This window comes from Methanococcoides sp. AM1 (assembly GCF_900774055.1).
GTDB lineage: Archaea > Halobacteriota > Methanosarcinia > Methanosarcinales > Methanosarcinaceae > Methanococcoides.
The window spans coordinates 33,993-50,181 of record NZ_CAAGSW010000005.1 but is presented as its reverse complement, the minus strand read 5'-3'; the positions used below and the strand labels follow the sequence as shown (position 1 = coordinate 50,181).

Sequence of the window (16,189 nt, the reverse complement as noted above, 5' to 3'; positions counted from 1 at the left end):
TGTCGATTAGGTAGCATGCTTTTCGAACCAATTTCCATAGCAGACCTTACTGTAAAGAACCGTTTTGTGCGTTCAGCTACCAATGAGTGGCTTGCACAGGAAGATGGCACCCCTACTACTGCCATCGGTGACATGTATGAGGAACTTGCACGCAATGATGTGGGTTTGATCATTACCGGCTATTCCTATGTGAATGTGCAGGGAAAGAGCAACGACAAGCAGCAGGGCATATACGATGACAGGTTCATCGGTCCTTACAGTGAGATCACATCAAGGGTGCACAAGTATGACAGCAAGATCTTCATACAGATCGTGCATGGTGGTCGTCAGTCTGTGGTACAGGAGGGAATTCCTCTTCTGGCACCTTCAGCTGTTGAAGATGCTTCATCCGGGAAAAAGCCTGTTGAAATGACGGAGGGTGACATCCTCAACACTATCGAGGATTTTGTGGAAGCTGCCAGACGTGCAAAGGAGGCAGGTTTTGATGGTGTGCAGATACATTGTGCACATGGTTTCCTTTTGAGCAGTTTCATATCTCCTTATACGAACCACAGGACCGACAAATGGGGTGGTTCTGTTGAGAATCGTACCAGAATTATAACAGAGATCACAAGGCTTATTCGTGAGAGAATTGGCGAGGATTTCCCGATCATGGTGAAGCTGAACGCTACGGATGGGTTTGACATTACTTCAGGTAAATTCGGGCTTGATGCTCCGGAATGCGTGGAGATCGCAAGCCTTCTCGAGAAGGCCGGGATCTGTGCTATTGAAGTAAGTGGTGGCATATTTGAAGCAGGGGATGTGATGTCCCAGCCGAATATTGATTCTGAGGAAAAAGAGGCATACTTCAGACGTTACTCAAAGATGATAAGCGATACCGTAAGTATCCCGGTCATACTGGTTGGGGGTATCAGGTCAAAGAAGGTAATGGAATCTATGTTAAATGGATATGCAGACATGGTCTCGTTCAGCAGGCCGTTCATAAGCGAGCCTGATCTCGTGGTAAAGTTAAGGGATGGCATATCTGACCGGGTAAGGTGTGTGTCCTGCAACAGATGTTTCGATCACAACGGAATTCGCTGCAATTATGATTTTGGCGATTCCGCTTAATCCCTTTTTTAAATTTTTGGTTGGTTGGTCGTATCTATTTATAGTTTCTTTGCCTTCATTAATTCATGAGACTGGATACATATCTTGTTGAAATGGGTCATTTCAAGTCACGTGCTCGTTCCAAACAGGCCATCAAAGGTGGTCACGTGAGGATAGATGGTAATGTTGTAACAAAAGCCTCAAAAGATGTTTCTATAGATGATACTATCGAGGTTGATGAAGGTCTCGATATGCCAAAAGGGTATTTCAAGTTAAAGGGGATACAGGAAGAAACAGGTCTTATCAAAGAAGGTGACAGCATCATTGACCTTGGGTCAAGTGCAGGCGGTTTCATCACTTTCGCATCAGATATCGCTGGCAAGATAAGTGGTCTGGAGTTCAGCCATGATTTCAGGTCAGAACTCGGTCAGCTTGCTCATGAGAACGAGAATGTATCTGTAACTTTTGATGATGTTTTTAGTGTTCCTCTTGAGGAGCTTTCAGAGGACCCGGTTGACATAATTCTGAGCGATATGACCCTGGAACCAATGGATTCATTGGCAGCTCTTGAAAGAGTACTTCCTCTGCTAAAGGATGGAGGCAAGGTTCTTCAGGTCATAAAGATGTCAAAGAAACTTGACAGGAGTCCGGTGCTTGACAGAATGGAAGAGCTTGGTATCGAGATCCTGGACGTTCTGGAATCTCATAAGCAGGAGATATATGTAGTTGGCCAGAAAACAGGTATTCAGGAAGATATGGAATAAATCCGTTCATCAGGGAAAGGTTGGCAATGCTTTTGAAGTTATATGGAAAGGGGCGGCCTTTCCGGCTTTTTGTTTCAGGTCTTCATGGTTCTGAATGGAGAGATACTTCATCTGTCCTGCTAAACCTCAAACATCCTTTTTCAGGTACTCTGGCGATCCTGCCGGTAGTTAACAGGGGGAAATATATCTCCACACTTGACAGGGATTATTATTCCGGGATCGGAAAAGTTATTGTTGATGTTGTCAAGGAGTACAGGCCGGACATCTACGTTGAACTTCATTCCTATTCTAAAGAGAATTTTTGCAAACTGGTCTCTAAAGACAGGTTAAGCAATGTTGGTGTTCCCGGTTTCAGCTCTCTTGAAAAGGGGGTGCTTATGGGATCTGTATCGCCTAATATTCGAAGAGAACATTTTCCTGTGGAAGCTCTGTGCCTGACATTCGAGATTGAAAAAGGTAGCCTGCAGTCACAGAAATTTGTTTCAGGAATGCTCGATATCATTAAGGATTGTAATTCAAGGGACGGTTTCATCGGATATATGATGGAAAGGTATCCGGAAGTAGCAAAAAAAGCAATAGAAGATTATAAAAAGTTCTATGGGTTGTAAGGTTTCCCTTACAATCCATTTAATATCGAATTATAATCCGAGAGCGTCGTAGTTGTGAATGTTGTGCTCCGGGTTAACATCCATCATTTCTCTTCTCTGTGCTTTGAGCATGTCGTCGACACGAAGTACCATGTTGGCAACTTCTGAAGCTGACTTGATAGCCTGTTTCTTTACCCTGAGTGGATCGACGATTCCCTTTTCGAGAGAGTCGCTGATGTCGCCTGTGTAAACATCAAGACCTGCGTTCTTGATCTCACCGTGCTTTGCACGAAGTGCGAGGATCGTGTCAATACCATCCATTCCTGCATTGACTGCAATTTCTCTTGGTATTGCTTCCATTGCTTCTGCAAATGCTGTAATGGCAAGCTGTTCACGACCGCCGAAACTGGCTGCAAAGGTGCGGAGTCCCTGTGCAACTTCTATCTCGGATGCACCGCCACCAGGAACGATCTTTTCATCTTCAATAACGTTCTTGATCACCTGTAATGCATCGTCAACCGTACGTTCGAGGTTGTCAGTGACGTGCTCGGTAGCGCCTTTAAGCAGAAGGGTTACAGTCTTTGAGTTGTGGCATTCCCTGATATAGATCTTACCGAGGTCGAATGCTCCGATCTGTTCAATGATGCCTGCACTTCCAAGGTCCTTTTCGGTGATGTCAGTGATGTTCTTGACGATGTGTGCACCTGTTGCTTTTGTGATGCTCTTCATGTCTTCTTCATTGACACGTCTGATAGCAAATATTCCCTTTTTCTGGAAATAGTCTGCAGCATACTGGTCGATGTTCTTTGTTCCGATCACTACAGTAGCACCGGTGTCTATGATCGTGTCGAGCATCTTTTCATAATCTGCTTCTTCCTGTGCAGCGAACTGTGTCAACTGTTCTGCAGAATTGATCTGGAAAGTTGCTTTGTTCTTTGTTTTCTGAACTAGAACGTCTGAAGCCAGAAGTGCGATCTTTGGGTTCTCGACGATCGCTGGCATTGCAGAATGAAGGCGTGCTTTGTTGATGATGATACCTTCAAGAAGCTCGGTATCACTGATCTTGTGGCCAGGGTCCTGTGTGATAAGGATGTTTTCCTTTACATTGACCTTTCCATTAACTGCGACTTCCAGTGCTGCGTCTACACATAATTGTGCAATATGATCGCCGTAAGCTTCTGCGGATTTACCTGCTATTGCGGTCTTTGCGATCTTTAAAAGGACATCCTTGTTCTCTTTTGTGACATCTATGGCATAGTTGTCAAGAATTTCTGAAGCTTTACCTGAAGCTGCCAGGAAACCTTTGATTATTACTGTAGGGTGAACTCCGGAAATGACCAATTCTTCTGCCTTTTCAAGAAGTGATCCTGCAAGGACAGCTGCACTGGTGGTACCATCGCCTGCAATGTCTTCCTGTGTCTTTGCGATTTCCACTATCATTTTTGCAGTTGGGTTCTCGATCTCCATACCCTTAAGGATCATTGCACCGTCGTTGGTGAGTACAATATCTCCGACCGCATTCACAAGCATCTTGTCCATTCCTTTTGGACCAAGTGTTGTTTTTACGATATTTGCAACTGCTTTTGCTGCACCGATGTTCGCGAAGAGAGCCTGCTTGCCCTGCGTATGTTCTTTCCTTGGATCTGTTATAATTGCTGGCTGACCTACCATTGGATATGAACCTCCTGATGATCTAATATATGAACTGGTATAGTGATTTTACTAATATTGATTGAAACTAACTGTGTATGGTTCTATAAAAACGTTGCGAACGATTATACTGGATTTATCATTAGATACTCAAAAACTTTAACATACAAGCTGGTTTTAAGCGTATTTATGCTCGACTTTGTAGGACTTGGACTTTTTGATGAAAAAGACATCTCAATAAAAGGACTTGAGAAGATCCATAATGCGGATAAGGTCTATGTAGAATTCTATACTTCCATTCTTATGGGTACTGACCTCGAAAAGATGGAAGAGCTCTACCAGAAAAAAATCACAGTCCTTTCAAGGGAAGATGTAGAACAGCATGCGGAGGAATGGATCGCCGATGCAAAAGATATGAATGTTGTGTTTCTGACCGGCGGTGACACAATGGTATCCACAACCCATGTGGACCTACGCCTTCGTGCACTTGATATGGGTATTGAGACTTTCCTCGTTCATGGTGCATCCATAGCATCTGCAATATGCGGACTCTCAGGTCTCCAGAACTATCGGTTTGGAAAAGCGGCAACTGTCCCTCATCCTTATGTTACCAGCCGTGGTAGCAGGGTGGTATCTGAAACACCTTATGATACTATAAAGATGAACATGGATAACGGCCTTCATACGGCGGTGTTCCTGGATATTGATAAAGATAAAGGCTACATGACAGTAAATGAAGCTCTCGATATCCTGCTTGAGGTTGAGGATAAACGCGGTGAAGGTGTAATGACCGATCGCATCTCTGTCGGTATAGCCTGTGCAGGCTCGCCATCACCTGTGGTGAAGGCAGACTATGCCCAGTCCCTGAAAAGCTTTGATTTTGGTGAACCTTTACACATACTGATAATTCCTGCATCACTGCACTTTGTTGAAGCTGAAGCCCTTGTGAAGCTTGCAGGTGCACCGGAAGGGATACTTGAAGATGTGGACTGATAAGTGATAATATAAAAAGTGATAGTGAAAATGGGGCTTGCCCATAAAGTCTTCTTGACTACAAACTCATCATTTGACCACAAAGTACTATGTTTGACCATAAACTCGAAAAATCAGAAACTTCTAAAGCCTTCGATTTTCTGAAAAATAAAATAATTACTGATCAATTTTCAACAAAGAACACACATCCTCATTCAGATTACCATAACTTAACCACTCTTTGACATAACCTCCCTGATGTACAATCCTCCCAATATAGGTCCTATCACAAACAAAAAAGATAACATCAGAACGCTAATGAGTTCACTATTAACACCATGGGAACTGCTTAAACCATTGTAAACAAGCACTAAGCCATTTATTGCGGAAAAAACCAAAATCATCTTCAGATTCCTAGTATTGTCGCATCCGATAGAACGGGCATAAATGTAGAAACTTACAGGCATTGCTACTAGCTGTAATGTAAGCAACACAACTGCAATTCCTTGTAAAAAATCAAATTCATTCTCAATTCCCAAATTAAGCTTTGAGTGCGAAATAATTGCCAAAACTCCAATTACACATGAACAGATAATCAAAGGCAGACCAGCAACATTCCTGCTCTTAAATACTTTAAACCCAATCGCGAACATTGGAAGAAGGTAGACAACACCTACGATTAGGTGATAAATATCTAAAATTGGTTCATACAAGTACATGTTGGCTAAAGTCATTCCGAATACTGACCATCCTAGCCAAATCCAGCCTATAAAGAAAAGAGATACCTCCCATGGTAAATCCTTAATTCTAGCAATATATAACGCTGGTAATCCATCTGTTCCATTCATTCGTTCTTTCTCCAAATCCAACTATACCGATTTGATGTATCATATGTATTACTTCTATAAAAAATAATTCAAATACAAAACTTATCACAAATGTCTTATAGAAAATCTTCGTTCTTAAACTGAACTAATCATCGAATTTGACCACAAAGTATAGCATTTGACTACAAAATCATGTGTTTGACTCTAAAGTAAAGGACTTTATTGGCAAGCCTGGAATATGTGCCTGTCTGACTCTTTACTTTCTTATCGTGAAATAGCAACGGTATAAAGCACAATAGATATAAGTCTGTAGTTCCTTTTTTTGGTGAGAGGATATGATGCGCGGCTCAGTAGGTATAATTTCAGGTGAGACCGGATCGTTTGATTTTAAGTTCTTGATTTCTGACAGCACGGCTGTACATCGAGGGGAATATGTAAAGGCCTGGCATGAGGGCGATGGATGGGTGCTTTGCCAGGTGCTTTCGATCAAAAGGTTCAGTGATAAAGTTAGTATGAAAAATTCCTTTGATGAAGCTAAAAAAGCATTTGAGGAATTAAAGAAGGGTGGTAAGGACCGGAAGAGTTCCGACCGTATAGTTGCAGAAGCTACTGTTATAGGAAGTCGTGATCCTTCCGGGCTCTTAAGGGCTCCCAAGACCCCTTTCAGTCCGGGAGATGATGTTTTTAAGGCAGACAATGACCTGATAAGTTCTGTACTTGGTCTGTCTGGTAATGAGATGTACATCGGCCTGCTGGATGGTACTGATATTCCGGTGCATCTGAGCGTGAACAGCCTTGTGCAGAAGCATTGCAGTATCCTTGCGAAGACCGGAAGTGGCAAGTCATATACGGCGGCAGTGTTACTGGAGGAATTGCTTGATCGCAAGGTTCCTCTTTTGATCCTTGATCCACATAGCGAGTATGCTTCTATGAAAGAACCTGCATCCTCATCCGGTGATTTTAAAAAGTTCGGTGTATCTCCAAAAGGTTACGGTTCCAATGTAACAATATATACTCCTGCGAACAAGGCAGTAAATCCGAATGCCGATGAGTTGTTCCGGTTGAACGGCAACAATCTGACCGCAAAGGACCTTACTTCTATCTTCCCTGAGAATTTCAACAGCACTCATATTGGTATCCTGTATGAATCGATACAGAAGCTCCGTGCAGAAATGGAAACCTATACTCTTGATGACATAATATTCGAAGTAAGCAATAACGAGAGCAAAGCCCGCTGGAATGTTATGAGTCTCCTTGAGGACATCCGTGATTCAGATCTCCTCTCATCATCACCAACATCCCTGGAAGAGCTTATGCAGAAGGGCAAGGCAGCAGTTATTGATTTCAAAGGTGTGGCCCCGGATCTCCAGAGCATGATCGTAGCGCAACTTTGCAGTGCGCTTTTCGAAGCACGTAAAATGAACGCCATCCCGCCGGGTATGCTTGTTGTGGAAGAAGCACATAACTTTGCTCCTGAGCGTGGTTTCAGTAAGACTGCAAGTTCTGAGGTCCTGCGTACCATTGCATCAGAGGGACGTAAGTTCGGACTTGGTATGCTGGTAATATCTCAGCGCCCTGCAAGGATCGACAAGAATGTGCTTTCCCAGTGCGGGACTCAGATTATCATGAAAGTGACCAACCCCAACGACCTTAAATCTATCAGTAAGGGACTTGAAGGTGTGAACTCTTTTGTGGAGGATGAACTTATGCGCCTGCCTCCGGGTGTTGCTATGCTTGTAAGCAACGATATCGAGAGGCCTGTACTTATAGATGTCAGGGTAAGGAAATCAAAGCATGGGGGGGAATCGGTTAATGTACTTAAAAGTGCCCAGGCATCATCCCCTGCTCCTGTAAAGCGCACTTCTAAACCTGTCAGCCAGCCAACGGCAAGTTCTGCACCTGTACAGGTGGAAGGCTCTGCTGAAGCAGGTAGTCCGCCACCGAAAAGGCAGCCACGCAGGCAACCTGACAGGCAGCCTAAGGCTGAGGGTGGAGGACTTTTCAAGAAGATCTTCGGTTCAGAAAAGTGACTTTTCAACGGATGGGTTTATAAATATACTATATGTAGATGGTGTAATTGTGGCAGCAGATCTGAACGAAAAAGTTGAAAGATACGAACGTCTGTTGAGAGAAGCACTTGGAAAGGCGGACATAAGTCCAATTGAGCGATCACACATGCGTAAGGTGGCTGAGGACTATAAGAATATGGCACATTCCTACTATGAGGACGGGATGCATTTCATCAGGTCCGAGGATCCGGTAAATGCACTTATTTGTTTCAGCTATGGTCATGCCTGGCTGGATGCAGGTGCACGTCTGGGTGTTTTTGATGTTGACGACGATGTGCTGTTCACTATATGATCATCATTCAATAAATTAGATTAAAGAAGACAATGAAGGTTTAAGATAAGATATCTGGAGAGAATGAAACGATGACAAATTATCATGTTACACTTGAAGCTGCCTGGTTGGTAAGAGACGTAAATACTGCAGACGATGCTATTGGAGTTGCTATTGCAGAAGCTGGAAAAAGACTGAACCCACAACTCGATTTTGTAGAGGTCGATGTCGGAACTACTTTCTGTCCTGCCTGCAATGAGCCTTTTGGCAGCGTTTTCATTGCAGCTAATACTGCAATTGTAGGTCTTGTCCTTGAAATGAAGGTTTTTGATGCAGAGAGTGCAGAGCACGCATCAAGGATTGCAAAATCCGTAATAGGCAAGGCATTACGTGATGTACCACTCCATGTAGTGGATGTTGAAGATTTTGAATAAAAAGGTGTCTGGATGTCTGATGTGATATCTGTAGTAGGACATGCTGCGATAGATCTTCTCTTTGATGTGGAAGGCATTGCAACACAGAACGAATCATATCCGATAGTCGATTACCAGAGATTCTTCGGAGGCGGGGCTGCAAATATCGTTGCAGCGATCTCCATTCTTGGAGGAAACTCTCAGCTGATCTCTGCTGTTGGTGATGATTTTGTTACTTCCGGGTATGAAGAGCACCTTGAAGGTCTTGGAGTTGATCTTTCCCTTCTTTTCAGATTTAAGGGAGAAAAAGGAACTGCTGCTTATGTTTTCACAGATCCTTTCCACAATCAGTCCACTTACTTCTATTGGGGAGCATCTGCAAAGATGAAGGAACTGGAACCCCCTGAGGTTGATTTTGTTCATCTTGCAACATCTGAGCCAAACTTTAATGCTAAGATAGCACAAAAAGCAAAATTCGTGTCTTTTGATCCCGGACAAGACCTTATCACATATTCAAGAGAGAATCTTGAAGCTATTCTTGAGAACACTGACGTTCTTTTCACGAACAAGCATGAGATCAAGCGTGTCTGCGAGATGACCGAAAGCACTTTTGAGGATATTAAGGAACAGATTGGCATTGTAGTCGTTACTTACGATGCAGAAGGCAGCAGGATATTTACATCCGGTGAAGAATATGAGATCCCTGTGGTCTCTGTAAAAGCAGTGGACCCAACCGGGGCAGGGGATGCATATCGTGCAGGTTTCCTTGTGGCATATACTCGTGGATATCCGCTGGATGTTTGTGGCAAGGCCGGAGCTACGGTCGCATCATTTGCTGTGGGATCAGTTGGTTGCCAGACAGACCTTCCCACGTGGGATGATATGGTGGCCAGATATGAAGGTCACTTCGGAGCATTTCCATCACTTGATGGGTGAATGTTCTTCTCTTTTTTATTTAACTTCGGATAGCTAAGGTAGTTAGTATTTTCTAAGTTGATCAGCGGTAGCTAATTTTCATTAGTAACAACTACGCGAATTAGTATATATATTTCAAAAAAAGAGTTCCAATACCGTGTGTTTCCACACGATATTGTGTTATTGCGTTTACTGCTTGTTCTCGATCACAGCGTGTGCTGCTGCAAGTCTTGCGATTGGCACACGGAATGGTGAACAGCTGACATAGTCCAGTCCGACGTTGTGTCCGAACTTCACTGATTTTGGCTCTCCGCCATGTTCTCCACAGATTCCGATCTTGATGTCCGGTCTTGTAGCACGTCCTTTCTCGATACCGATCTTAACAAGCTGTCCCACACCTTCCTGGTCAAGCACTGCAAATGGATCGTCCTCGAGTATGCCACTCTCTAAGTAGAATGGTAAGAACTTGCCTGCATCATCCCTGCTGAACCCGAAGGTTGTCTGGGTCAGGTCGTTGGTACCAAAGGAGAAGAACTCGGCTTCCTTTGCGATCTGATCGGCTGTGAGTGCTGCTCTTGGCAGTTCTATCATTGTTCCGACCATGTAGTCAAGTTTGATACCTTCCTTTTCCATAGCTGCTTCTACAGCTCCGATAACATGCTTTTTGACGAATTCAAGTTCCTCGATGTTGCTGATCAGCGGGATCATGATCTCTGGTACGATTGTCATACCTTCTTTTGTGAGCTCACATGCTGCTTCAATGATGGCCTGTGCCTGCATCTCGTAGATCTCGGGATATGTGATCCCAAGGCGGCATCCTCTGTGACCGAGCATTGGGTTCATCTCTTTGAGATATTCAATACGCTCGATGACCTTCTTCACCCTGTCAATTTCGGTTTGTGTGGCATCATTGGCATTTAGTTCTGCCAGCTTTTCAATTGCTTCCTCGTGGTTTGGCAGGAACTCGTGGAGTGGTGGATCAAGCAGTCTGATGGTCACAGGGAATCCTTCCATTGCCCTGAATATTCCGATAAAGTCCTCTCTCTGCATTGGGAGAAGTTTCTTTAATGCTGCTTTTCTGGCATCGATCTCTTCTGCCATGATCATTTCACGTACCGCAGGGATCCTGTCCTCTCCGAAGAACATGTGCTCTGTTCTGCAGAGTCCAATGCCTTCTGCACCAAAGTCGCGTGCGACCTGTGCATCGTGTGGGGTATCTGCGTTTGTCCTTACCTTCAGGGTTCGAACTTCATCGGCCCATGATAGTATCTGTTCAAGTTCGCCGGTAACTCCTGGCAGGATAAGGTCAACCTTTCCAAGAATGACGTGCCCTGTGGAACCATCAATGGAGATCATGTCACCTTCGTTGATGGAATGTTCTCCAACATGGAAGATCTTCTCTTTCATATCAATTACAATTTCACCGCAGCCTGCAACACATGGCTTACCCATGCCTCTTGCAACTACTGCTGCATGTGAGGTCATTCCTCCGCGTACTGTGAGGATACCTTCTGCAGCATTCATGCCGCCGATGTCCTCAGGGGATGTCTCAGCACGTACAAGGATGGTCTTTTCGCCCTTCTTTGCTCTTTCTTCGGCATGTTCTGCTGTGAAAACAACTTCACCCACAGCAGCTCCCGGGGATGCAGGGAGGCCGTTAGCAATTACGTCCGGTGTTGCGTCAGGGTCAATATTTGGATGCAGGAGCCTGTCGACTTGTGCAGGTTCGACCCGTATAAGGGCAGTTTCCTTGTCGATAAGTCCTTCTTCTACCATATCGGTCGCGATCTTGATGGCTGCAGCTGCAGTTCTCTTACCGGTCCTTGTCTGCAGCATGAAAAGCTTGCCTTTCTCAATGGTGAACTCAATGTCCTGCATGTCCCTGAAGTGATCCTCCAGTTTCATGTAGATGTCCACAAGCTGGTCGTAGACCTCAGGCATGTTGTTCTTCAGGGTTTTGATCGGTTGAGGTGTCCTGATACCTGCAACGACATCTTCGCCCTGTGCGTTGATGAGATATTCTCCGAAGAATCTCTTTTCACCTGTTGCAGGGTCTCTTGTAAATGCTACTCCTGTTCCGGAGCTTTCTCCCATGTTTCCATAGACCATGCTCTGTACATTCACTGCAGTTCCCCATTCGCCAGGGATGCCGTTCAGGCGCCTGTATGTGATGGCACGCTGGTTGTTCCATGAACCGAAAACTGCATCAATGGCCATCTGGAGCTGTTCCCTTGCTTCCTGGGGGAAGTCCTTTCCGGTCTCTTCCTTGATGATGCCTTTGAAGTTCTCTACGAGTTCTTTAAGATCATCCACATCAAGGTCGGTGTCCTGTTTGACACCCTTTTCCTTCTTTTTAGCAGTGAGTGCAGACTCGAAGTTCTCGTGTTCGATACCAAGCACGACGTCTGCGAACATTGTGAGGAATCTTCTGTAACTATCGTAGGCAAACCTGTCATTGCCGGTTTTCTTGGCAAGGCCTACTACTGAGCTGTCGTTAAGTCCCAGGTTCAGTACCGTGTCCATCATACCGGGCATGGATACGCGAGCACCTGAGCGCACAGATAGAAGTAATGGATTGTTAAGATCTCCAAATATCTTCCCTGTAGTGTTTTCCAGCTCCTTTATGGCATTATTGATCTGCTCTTCAAGACCTGAAGGATAATGTTCATCCTTAAGATAAAGAGTACAGACCTCGGTTGTGATCGTAAATCCAACCGGAACTGGTATTCCCAGATTTGACATTTCTGCGAGGTTGGCTCCTTTGCCCCCAAGCAGGTCTTTCATACTATTTTTGCCTTCAGTTTCGTCGTTTCCGAAAAGGTACACAAATTTATTATCTGCCACTAAGTTTTCCTCCCACGGGAAGATATTTTGATTATGGGTTAGGCTAGCGTAATTATGCATTAAATTATCAGGATATCTTACTAAAATCAGCTTCAATATCCATGTTCTTCCGGATACAATCTCATCGGGTATATCCAGAGGACATTGCCGTTTATTGTGTGATTGGTATTAAGTGTTATCGTTGTTTTTTGTTAATTGATTGTAATGTTCCATATCTGGGCAAATTTCATGAAGATTTAACCATAATCTATATATACTTTCTTTGGACTTTGTCAATTATAATATGTGTAGTTTCAAAATTTGCGGCATTTTATTTTGTTAAATCTTGTTAGAAAACAATTTATATCCGTGTGAGGCATTGTCATGCCTGATATGCGCACGATTTCATTATATTCTTGTATATGATGTCTGTCGTTAGCATTTTTTGCTATGGTTATTGTCCGGATATTATCATCTTTTTGTAATGGTTTTATCTGGATTATTAAAGAGATTGCGATAACTTTATATACTACGTATGGTATGTATATATATCAACAATTTATCTTATATATTGATGGCACGAGATACATGAAAAGACTTGGAACGGTAGTGCAAGTAGTTGCACATCAGGGTTTGCTTGTTAGAGGGGACAACATACGACCAGATACATCTTTGAGGGATCTTCCTCGTATCAATTCGTTTGTTGTTGACAAATCTGTTAAACGCATCGGTAAAGTGAATGGTGTTATCGGTCCTGTCAATTCTCCTTATATTACTATTAAGGTCTTTGGAGATATTTCGGGATCTGAACTTAAGCAGTACCTCAATGAGAAAGTGTACATCAAATAAGTCCATTTGTCATATTTATTAGTACATTTGTACATTTCTATTAAATGGATCGACAGTTAGCAATTTTGGGAAAATCGAGGCAATGATAATATGGTGGAAGTTGAAAGAGTAAGATATTCTGATACTTCAGAGAGAGAAAAGATACGTGCAATGATCAAAGCACGTAAAGAGAAAGAAAAGACCGCTGAAGTTGAGAACAAGGTTATCGAGTGTCCGGAATGTGGAAGCCGAAATCTTGAACAGGACTATGAACGTGCCGAGCTGGTATGTGCAGATTGTGGTCTCGTAGTTGATGCTGAATTCGTTGATGAAGGTCCGGAGTGGCGTGCTTTTGACCATGATCAGCGTATGAAGCGTTCTCGTGTGGGTGCACCAATGACGTACACCATACACGATAAAGGTCTATCTACTATGATCGACTGGAGGAACCGTGATTCCTACGGGAAGTCAATTTCTTCCAAGAACCGTGCCCAGTTATACAGGTTGAGAAAATGGCAGCGTAGGATACGCGTAAGCAATGCTACCGAAAGGAACCTTGCATTCGCTTTATCCGAACTTGACCGTATGGCATCCGCATTAGGTCTTCCACGTACTGTACGTGAGACTGCTGCGGTGGTCTACAGGAAAGCAGTTGACAAGAACCTCATCCGTGGAAGGAGTATTGAAGGTGTGGCAGCAGCAGCACTATATGCAGCTTGTCGCCAGTGCAGTGTTCCACGTACACTGGATGAGATCGGAGAAGTTTCAAGGGTAAGCAGGAAAGAGATCGGAAGAACATACCGTTTCATTTCCCGTGAGCTTGCACTTAAACTGATGCCAACTTCCCCAATAGATTATGTCCCAAGGTTCTGCTCAGGCCTGAACCTCAAGGGTGAAGTACAGTCCAGAGGTGTCGAGATCCTTCGTCAGGCATCTGAAAAGGAACTCACAAGTGGTCGTGGACCAACCGGTGTGGCTGCAGCTGCGATCTATATTGCATCAATTCTCTGCGGTGAGCGCAGAACCCAGCGTGAAGTCGCTGATGTTGCTGGTGTGACCGAGGTCACTATCCGTAACAGGTACAAAGAGCTCGCAGAAGAACTGGATATAGAGATCATTCTCTGAGCATATTGGAAAACAAGAACTGCAAAGACGAATTTTGTCTTTGCGTTCCATAAATTTTTTATTTTCTTCTTTTTCTGACTGACTTATTAATTGATCTATCGATCTCGTTTATCTGATCGACCTATTGGACCTAATCGATCACATTATATAGTAACGTAATTTTCTACTGACTATGTTAGAACTGTTCGAGATGCTTTTCATTGGTTTTATAGTAGGGCTGACCGGTGCTCTTGTTCCTGGTCCCATGCTATTTGTGACCATTGATGGCACTATGAAGAAAGGCTGGACAGCAGGACCTGAAGTGTTCCTGGGTCATGCTATCATCGAATCCGTGGTGCTTGTGCTGATACTTTTAGGCATGAACACGCTCGTGGGTGAACGGGAGATGTCGTTCATCTCAGTAGCCGGTGGCATTGTCCTGATCATTTTCGGGATCATGACCATTAGGGGTGCAAAAGTTTCAGCCGAAGAACTTCACGGACAGGATAAAGTGGCATCAAACTCACTAATAGCAGGTATTGTGACCTCTGCTTCCAATCCATATTTCTGGCTATGGTGGCTGGCAGCCGGCAGTGCCCTTGTGCTTGAGAGCATGAAGCTTGGAATGGTTGCAGTGGTGTTCTTCATAGTCGGGCACTGGCTTGCAGACCTTGGATGGTTCACTGCTGTATCGCTATCTTTCAGCCGTGGCAGGGGCATGTTCTCCCCGAAGACCTACAGGCATATTCTTGTATCATGCGGACTATTCCTGATATTGTTCGGTGGATGGTTCGCAATCGGATAATTCGAACAGGCCGATATTTCCCAGGAGAGATTACTTTTGAAGCAGCCCTGTATTGCGATCCCTAAAAAGAAAGGTGAACCTGCCAGAAAGTTCCTTATGGAGCTTGATATACTTGACAAGTCCCTGAAGATATTCAGTGAAGATGGAGAGTTATATCTTCCTCTTGAGAGGGAACTGACTCCGGAAGAATTCGATGAGCTTCCAGGAGAGGCAAAACAGGCCGAACGTGAGTTCGAATCCCATGAAAAGATCTTTACACTTGAGGATATCCTCGGCTTCACCCCGGGTTACGAGATCGTAGGCGATATTGCACTTATAGAGGCTGATGAGCCGGAAGCAGAAAGGATCGCAGATGCACTCCTGAAGTTGCACAGGAATGTGAAGACCGTGCTTGGCGCAGTGTCAGCTGTGGAAGGAGAGTTCCGAACCCGCAGGTTCAAAGTACTTGCAGGGGATGAGAGGACGGAGACCATTCACAAGGATCACGGTTGCAAGTATAAGGTAGATCTTGCACGTGCATATTTCACACCTCGTCTTTCCACTGAGAGACAGCGAATAGTTTCACAAATAAGTGAAAATGATGTTGTCCTTGACATGTTCGCAGGGGTCGGCCCATACAGTATCCCTATTGCCAAAAAATGCAAAAAGGTCATTGCCATGGACAAGAACCCCGATGCGATCCATTTCCTGAAAGAGAACGTGGAGCTCAATTCCATCGGGAACATCGAGGTCATCGAAGGCGATGCGAATGAAATAGCTCGAAATTTCAAGGGCATTGCAGACCATGTTATCATGAATCTCCCCCACAGTGCCGATGCATTTCTGGATGCTGCAATTTTTGTGATGGCTCCACAAGGCATTATCCATTACTATGGAATGACCCACGAAGATGATCTGTTTGACAGTTCCATAGGTCTGATAGAAGCAGCAGCAAAAAAGGTGGGTCGGAGTGTTGAAGTGGTTGAATGCCGGACAGTGCGTTCGTATGCACCACATCAGTATAATGTCTGTATCGAGGTCCGAATAAGCTGAATCTGGGCGAAACGATTAAATTCTTAAATCCTTATTAGGT

At 44.2% G+C, this 16,189-nt stretch carries 15 protein-coding genes; 12 read left to right on the top strand and 3 right to left on the bottom strand.

Features of this window, described 5'->3' with window-relative positions:
• Positions 1-15: 15 nt before the first annotated feature.
• From E7X57_RS09435 to E7X57_RS09425, 3 genes are all read left to right on the top strand, one after another.
• Entirely contained in the window at positions 16-1,110 is a 1,095-nt protein-coding gene (locus E7X57_RS09435) for an NADH:flavin oxidoreductase (protein ID WP_135612722.1), read from the top strand.
• Between the two features lie 65 nt (positions 1,111-1,175).
• On the top strand, positions 1,176-1,853 hold the full coding sequence (locus E7X57_RS09430) for a S4 domain-containing protein (protein ID WP_135612721.1): 678 nt from the start codon (positions 1,176-1,178) through the stop codon (positions 1,851-1,853).
• Positions 1,854-1,879: 26 nt separating this feature from the next.
• The gene (locus E7X57_RS09425; RefSeq protein WP_135612720.1) at positions 1,880-2,461 is read left to right on the top strand and encodes a DUF2119 domain-containing protein; all 582 of its coding nucleotides are present in this window, start codon (positions 1,880-1,882) and stop codon (positions 2,459-2,461) included.
• Between the two features lie 30 nt (positions 2,462-2,491).
• Here E7X57_RS09425 and thsA read toward each other — a convergent pair whose 3' ends face one another.
• The gene (gene thsA / locus E7X57_RS09420; protein ID WP_135612719.1) at positions 2,492-4,111 is read right to left on the bottom strand and encodes a thermosome subunit alpha; all 1,620 of its coding nucleotides are present in this window, start codon (positions 4,109-4,111) and stop codon (positions 2,492-2,494) included.
• A gap of 168 nt (positions 4,112-4,279) precedes the next feature.
• Here thsA and dph5 point away from each other — a divergent pair, with 168 nt between their 5' ends.
• The gene (gene dph5, locus E7X57_RS09415; RefSeq protein WP_135612718.1) at positions 4,280-5,083 is read left to right on the top strand and encodes a diphthine synthase; all 804 of its coding nucleotides are present in this window, start codon (positions 4,280-4,282) and stop codon (positions 5,081-5,083) included.
• 209 nt (positions 5,084-5,292) lie between these two features.
• On the opposite strand, the gene E7X57_RS09410 is transcribed toward dph5, so the two are convergent.
• Positions 5,293-5,910: a hypothetical protein gene (locus E7X57_RS09410; RefSeq protein ID WP_135612717.1), complete on the bottom strand. Its 618-nt coding sequence runs from the start codon at positions 5,908-5,910 to the stop codon at positions 5,293-5,295.
• 314 nt (positions 5,911-6,224) lie between these two features.
• Between E7X57_RS09410 and E7X57_RS09405 the strand changes: the two genes are divergently transcribed.
• The 4 genes from E7X57_RS09405 to E7X57_RS09390 all read left to right on the top strand — a co-directional run bounded on the left by E7X57_RS09405 (position 6,225) and on the right by E7X57_RS09390 (position 9,578).
• Positions 6,225-7,919, top strand: coding sequence for an ATP-binding protein (locus tag E7X57_RS09405; protein ID WP_135612716.1), 1,695 nt, complete (start codon positions 6,225-6,227; stop codon positions 7,917-7,919).
• Positions 7,920-7,968: 49 nt separating this feature from the next.
• Positions 7,969-8,250: a DUF357 domain-containing protein gene (locus E7X57_RS09400; protein WP_135612715.1), complete on the top strand. Its 282-nt coding sequence runs from the start codon at positions 7,969-7,971 to the stop codon at positions 8,248-8,250.
• Positions 8,251-8,321: 71 nt separating this feature from the next.
• Positions 8,322-8,663, top strand: a complete 342-nt coding sequence (locus tag E7X57_RS09395) for a DUF555 domain-containing protein (protein WP_048194852.1) — start codon at positions 8,322-8,324, stop codon at positions 8,661-8,663.
• A 12-nt stretch (positions 8,664-8,675) separates the two neighbouring features.
• Positions 8,676-9,578 carry a carbohydrate kinase family protein gene (locus E7X57_RS09390; protein WP_135612714.1) on the top strand — a complete coding sequence of 301 codons (903 nt, stop codon included), beginning with the start codon at positions 8,676-8,678 and terminating at the stop codon, positions 9,576-9,578.
• Positions 9,579-9,746: 168 nt separating this feature from the next.
• Here the strand turns inward: E7X57_RS09390 and ppdK are convergent, their stop codons facing one another.
• Positions 9,747-12,401: a pyruvate, phosphate dikinase gene (gene ppdK / locus E7X57_RS09385; protein WP_210409059.1), complete on the bottom strand. Its 2,655-nt coding sequence runs from the start codon at positions 12,399-12,401 to the stop codon at positions 9,747-9,749.
• Positions 12,402-12,968: 567 nt separating this feature from the next.
• Between ppdK and E7X57_RS09380 the strand changes: the two genes are divergently transcribed.
• The 4 genes from E7X57_RS09380 to E7X57_RS09365 all read left to right on the top strand — a co-directional run bounded on the left by E7X57_RS09380 (position 12,969) and on the right by E7X57_RS09365 (position 16,149).
• Positions 12,969-13,229: an H/ACA ribonucleoprotein complex subunit GAR1 gene (locus E7X57_RS09380; RefSeq protein WP_135612712.1), complete on the top strand. Its 261-nt coding sequence runs from the start codon at positions 12,969-12,971 to the stop codon at positions 13,227-13,229.
• 90 nt (positions 13,230-13,319) lie between these two features.
• Complete coding sequence (locus tag E7X57_RS09375; RefSeq protein ID WP_048194848.1) at positions 13,320-14,333, top strand: transcription initiation factor IIB; 1,014 nt, start codon at positions 13,320-13,322, stop codon at positions 14,331-14,333.
• A gap of 172 nt (positions 14,334-14,505) precedes the next feature.
• The gene (locus E7X57_RS09370) at positions 14,506-15,117 is read left to right on the top strand and encodes a LysE family transporter (RefSeq protein ID WP_210409058.1); all 612 of its coding nucleotides are present in this window, start codon (positions 14,506-14,508) and stop codon (positions 15,115-15,117) included.
• Positions 15,118-15,153: 36 nt separating this feature from the next.
• The gene (locus E7X57_RS09365) at positions 15,154-16,149 is read left to right on the top strand and encodes a class I SAM-dependent methyltransferase family protein (protein ID WP_135612710.1); all 996 of its coding nucleotides are present in this window, start codon (positions 15,154-15,156) and stop codon (positions 16,147-16,149) included.
• The last annotated feature ends 40 nt before the right edge of the window (positions 16,150-16,189 follow it).

Excerpts from the sequence above, each read along its gene's own strand:
- E7X57_RS09410 (WP_135612717.1), bottom strand. The coding sequence starts at position 5,910 with ATGAATGGAACAGATGGATTACCAGCGTTATATATTGCTAGAATTAAG.
- E7X57_RS09390 (WP_135612714.1), top strand. The coding sequence starts at position 8,676 with ATGTCTGATGTGATATCTGTAGTAGGACATGCTGCGATAGATCTTCTC.
- E7X57_RS09405 (WP_135612716.1), top strand. The coding sequence starts at position 6,225 with ATGATGCGCGGCTCAGTAGGTATAATTTCAGGTGAGACCGGATCGTTT.
- E7X57_RS09370 (WP_210409058.1), top strand. The coding sequence starts at position 14,506 with ATGTTAGAACTGTTCGAGATGCTTTTCATTGGTTTTATAGTAGGGCTG.
- E7X57_RS09425 (WP_135612720.1), top strand. The coding sequence starts at position 1,880 with ATGCTTTTGAAGTTATATGGAAAGGGGCGGCCTTTCCGGCTTTTTGTT.
- thsA (WP_135612719.1), bottom strand. The coding sequence starts at position 4,111 with ATGGTAGGTCAGCCAGCAATTATAACAGATCCAAGGAAAGAACATACG.
- E7X57_RS09375 (WP_048194848.1), top strand. The coding sequence starts at position 13,320 with ATGGTGGAAGTTGAAAGAGTAAGATATTCTGATACTTCAGAGAGAGAA.
- E7X57_RS09435 (WP_135612722.1), top strand. The coding sequence starts at position 16 with ATGCTTTTCGAACCAATTTCCATAGCAGACCTTACTGTAAAGAACCGT.
- E7X57_RS09380 (WP_135612712.1), top strand. The coding sequence starts at position 12,969 with ATGAAAAGACTTGGAACGGTAGTGCAAGTAGTTGCACATCAGGGTTTG.
- E7X57_RS09395 (WP_048194852.1), top strand. The coding sequence starts at position 8,322 with ATGACAAATTATCATGTTACACTTGAAGCTGCCTGGTTGGTAAGAGAC.
- E7X57_RS09430 (WP_135612721.1), top strand. The coding sequence starts at position 1,176 with ATGAGACTGGATACATATCTTGTTGAAATGGGTCATTTCAAGTCACGT.
- dph5 (WP_135612718.1), top strand. The coding sequence starts at position 4,280 with ATGCTCGACTTTGTAGGACTTGGACTTTTTGATGAAAAAGACATCTCA.